Annotated in this window: 1 protein-coding gene; it reads left to right on the top strand. The window is 65.4% G+C overall.

Features of this window, described 5'->3' with window-relative positions:
* The first annotated feature begins 262 nt into the window (after positions 1-262).
* Positions 263-2,029 (top strand): tetratricopeptide repeat protein, encoded by a 1,767-nt coding sequence (locus DM995_RS21000; RefSeq protein WP_157973455.1) that lies wholly within the window; start codon positions 263-265, stop codon positions 2,027-2,029.
* Positions 2,030-2,888 lie beyond the last annotated feature (859 nt).

Here is a 2,888-nt window from a genome sequence, read left to right as displayed (position 1 = left end):
GGCGGCATGCTCTGCCATCGATAGGGGCGATGGGGTGCGGTTCCAAGCCCTTGCCGAGAAAAAGCATCCGCGGCGATGCGGCCCCGTGTTACCCGTAAAATGCAAGTTTTTCAGTACTTCCAGCTATTTTCATGTCACGTCCGATTGCAATGTTACATTTCGGACTATATCCTCATGCGAGCAGGGACGGACAAGATAAGGGTTCCGGGCGCTTCATCCGTAGCTATCGAATACAGGCCAGCCCCGAAGGGATGATACGCAGGTGAGTGCGCAACCCGAACGCAGCGCATTGCAGAACGAACTCGCCCTGGTGATGCGCTCGCCGGAGTTCGTCCGCTCGCCCGTGTTGCGCCGGCTGCTCGAATATCTCGTCGAGCAGACGCTGGCGGGCAATGGCGAAAGGCTGAAGGCCTATCAGATCGCGGTCGACGGGCTCGGCCGCGACGACAGTTTCGATCCGCAGAGCGACAGCTATCCGCGTGTGCAGGTCGGGCGGCTGCGCAAGATGCTCGAACTGCATTATGCTGGCCTGTCCGCGCAGGAGGCTGCGGGGCGGCATCGCATCGTGATTCCGGTCGGGCGCTACAATGTCGAGCTGGCTCCGATGGCCGCGCCGCTGGCGGGAGCCGGCGCTGCGCCGCCGGTGACGCCCGAGGCCGGAGCATCCGCGCCCGCGACAGCCGCCGATATCGCGGCATCGGATTCTGCCGCGCCGCATTCGCAGGCGCCCGCAGGTCCGGATCGGGGCTGGATGGTGCGAGCCGCGCTGGTGCTGCTGCTGCTTGGCGGACTGTATCTGATCTGGCTGTTCGCGCGGCCCGAAACCGCCAGCGAAGAGGCTGCGCGGCGCGACATGCGCGGCCAGATCGCACATGTCACGATTCTGACCGAGCCGGCCCAGGGCAATGACGAGCTCAACACCGCCGCGCAGATTGCCGAAATGCACCTGCAGCGCTTCGAGATGCTCGCGGTGACCAGCGCGACGCACCAGGATGTCAGCGAGACCGATCTCGCGCGCGCCTATCTGCTGATCGTGCGCGGCAGCGGCACCGGTCCTGCAAACACGAATGCGCCGATCTTTCTCACGCTGCGGCACAAGGCCAGCGGCACGACCCTGTGGTCGTACGAGGTGAACCATGATGGTACCCAGATCGCCGCGCCCGATGTCGAGCAGGCCATCGGAGCGGGCATTTCCGAAGTAGCCCGGTCGGGCGGGGTCGTCATCCAGCACCAGCGCAAGCTGCTCGGCGGCGACATGTCCCCCGGCTATCCCTGCCTGATCGCTTATGACAGCTTCCGCCAGAGCCGAAATCCCGCCGAGCGACCGGCGGTGAGCAAATGCCTCGAAGCGTCGGCGAAGCTCTATCCCAACGAATCGCTGGTGCTGCAGGCGCAATCGTTCCTCGAGCTGTCGCGGCCGCACGGCAAGAGCCTGGTGCCGCTGACCCCGACCCCGCGGGGTCGCGACCTGGCCGAGGCGGCATTGCGCAACAACGGTACGTCCGCGCTGGCGCAGATTGCGGTGGCGCGGTCGGCCTGGGCGCGGGGCAATTGTCCGCGCGCGATCGCCTTTTCGCGGCGCGCGATCGAGACCAATCCGCTCGAGCCCGACACCTTGGGTCTGGCAGGCAGCTTCCTGATGTCGTGCGGCGACTATGCCGGAGCCGAGCCGGTGCTCGAACGCGCGAGCGCGATGAACGAGCAGCCGGGCGGCTATCAGATCGGATCGCTGGTGATCACGCGGGTGATCAACGGCAAGCGCGCCGAGGCGCTGCAACTCGCGCTCAGCGCCGAACGGCCCGAGCTCGAGGCGCAGCCCAATTTCCTGCTCGCGCGTGCGCTGGCGCTGGCCGCCAATGGTCGTGTCGCAGAAGGGCAGGCCGACTGGCGCGCGCTCGAGAAGCTCGTGGGGGCGCCTGCAGGCGCTGCCGCCTCCGACGTGCTGGCGCGGTTCACGATCTCGCCGTTCTTTGCGCGCCGCATGCAGGTCGAGGCCGAAGCGACCGGACTGGTCACCAAGGCGGGCTGACCGCCTCGCCATCGCCACACTGCCGATCCTGATTAATGGGAAATTTTCCCAACAGTCAGCATGCGTTCATGTCGAGCGAGCCTGTCAAATAAGATATCCCGCTGTAATTGCTGCCCTTTTTCGGTTTGGCACGGTCTGTGCAATGTAATTGGCATCTCCGGACGAACGGTTCGGAAACACCAGATACAAACGAAAGGACACCATCATGACCCTCTTCTCGAACGCCCAGAGCCAGATCGCCGCCGTCGCCCTCGCGATCCTGACCTCCAGCCTGTTCATCGCCGCCAGCGTCGCCCCCGGCGTCGTCGCCTGATCTTCAGCCCTTCCCTCATCTCGACATCAAAAGGACCTTACCCATGAACTTCCTCGCCACCGCTCTTGCTTCGATCTGCTCGGTCATCCTCATCGCCACCAGCGTCGGCCCTGGCATGATCGTCTGATCCCCACCGCCCCCCCATCGCCTTCAACAGGAAACCACCACAATGAACGTCATCGCTACCGCTCTCGCCGCCATCTCGTCGGTCGTCCTGGTCGCCGCCAGCGTCCTGCCCGGCGTCATCGTCTGATCGCCCGCACGCTCCCTCCTCAAGGAAACGCCAACATGTCGCTCCAGCTTCCCAATCGGATCGGTGCCGCAGCGCTCGCGATCCTGACCTCGGCGCTGTTCCTCGCCGCGAGCATCGGCCCCGGCGCGATCGTCTGATCCTCAGGCGATCCGATCAGGCGGTCATCGCCGCCGCAAGCGCCCGGCCCGAGCCCCAGGCGCTTTCGATCCGGGGTCCGATCAGCCAGTCGCCGCTGACCCCCAGCCTCGAAATTCCATCCCACAGCATCGTCCGACCCGCCGCGCCCGACAGCG

This window comes from Blastomonas sp. UPD001 (assembly GCF_003426715.1).
Taxonomy (GTDB): domain Bacteria; phylum Pseudomonadota; class Alphaproteobacteria; order Sphingomonadales; family Sphingomonadaceae; genus Blastomonas.
This window is presented reverse-complemented; position numbering and strand designations above follow the sequence as displayed.